The following is a 429-nucleotide window of genomic DNA, read 5'->3' on the forward strand; positions in this document are numbered from 1 at the left end:
GTATGCAAGCAGGTCCTTGTCGGTGAGCGCCGGGTCCTTCTTGACGACGAAGAGCTTCACCGCCTCGCCCGAATGCTCGTCGGGCACGCCGACCGCCGCGACCTCGAACACGCCCGGGTGCGACGCGACGACGTCCTCGACCTCGTTCGGATAGACGTTGAAACCCGACACGAGGATCATGTCCTTCTTCCGATCGACGATCTTCACGTAGCCGCGCGCGTCCATCACGCCAACGTCGCCCGTCTTGAAGAACCCGTCCGGCATCATCACCTTCGCGGTTTCGTCCGGGCGGTTCCAGTAGCCCGCCATCACCTGCGGGCCGCGGATACAGATCTCGCCCGGCTGGCCGAGCGGCACGTCGTCGCCCGCGTCGTCGCGAATCGCGATCTCGGTCGACGGCAGCGGCAGGCCGATCGTGCCGCTATATTC

The 429-nt window shown here is 65.7% G+C and carries 1 protein-coding gene; it reads right to left on the bottom strand.

Annotated features, from left to right (window positions below):
* The coding region (locus tag J5M58_RS27270; protein ID WP_207880600.1) for an AMP-binding protein at positions 1-429 on the bottom strand (429 nt) is incomplete at both ends.

Source organism: Pseudomonas sp. 32_A (genome assembly GCF_017490905.1).
GTDB classification, from domain to species: Bacteria; Pseudomonadota; Gammaproteobacteria; order Pseudomonadales; family Pseudomonadaceae; genus Aquipseudomonas; species Aquipseudomonas inefficax.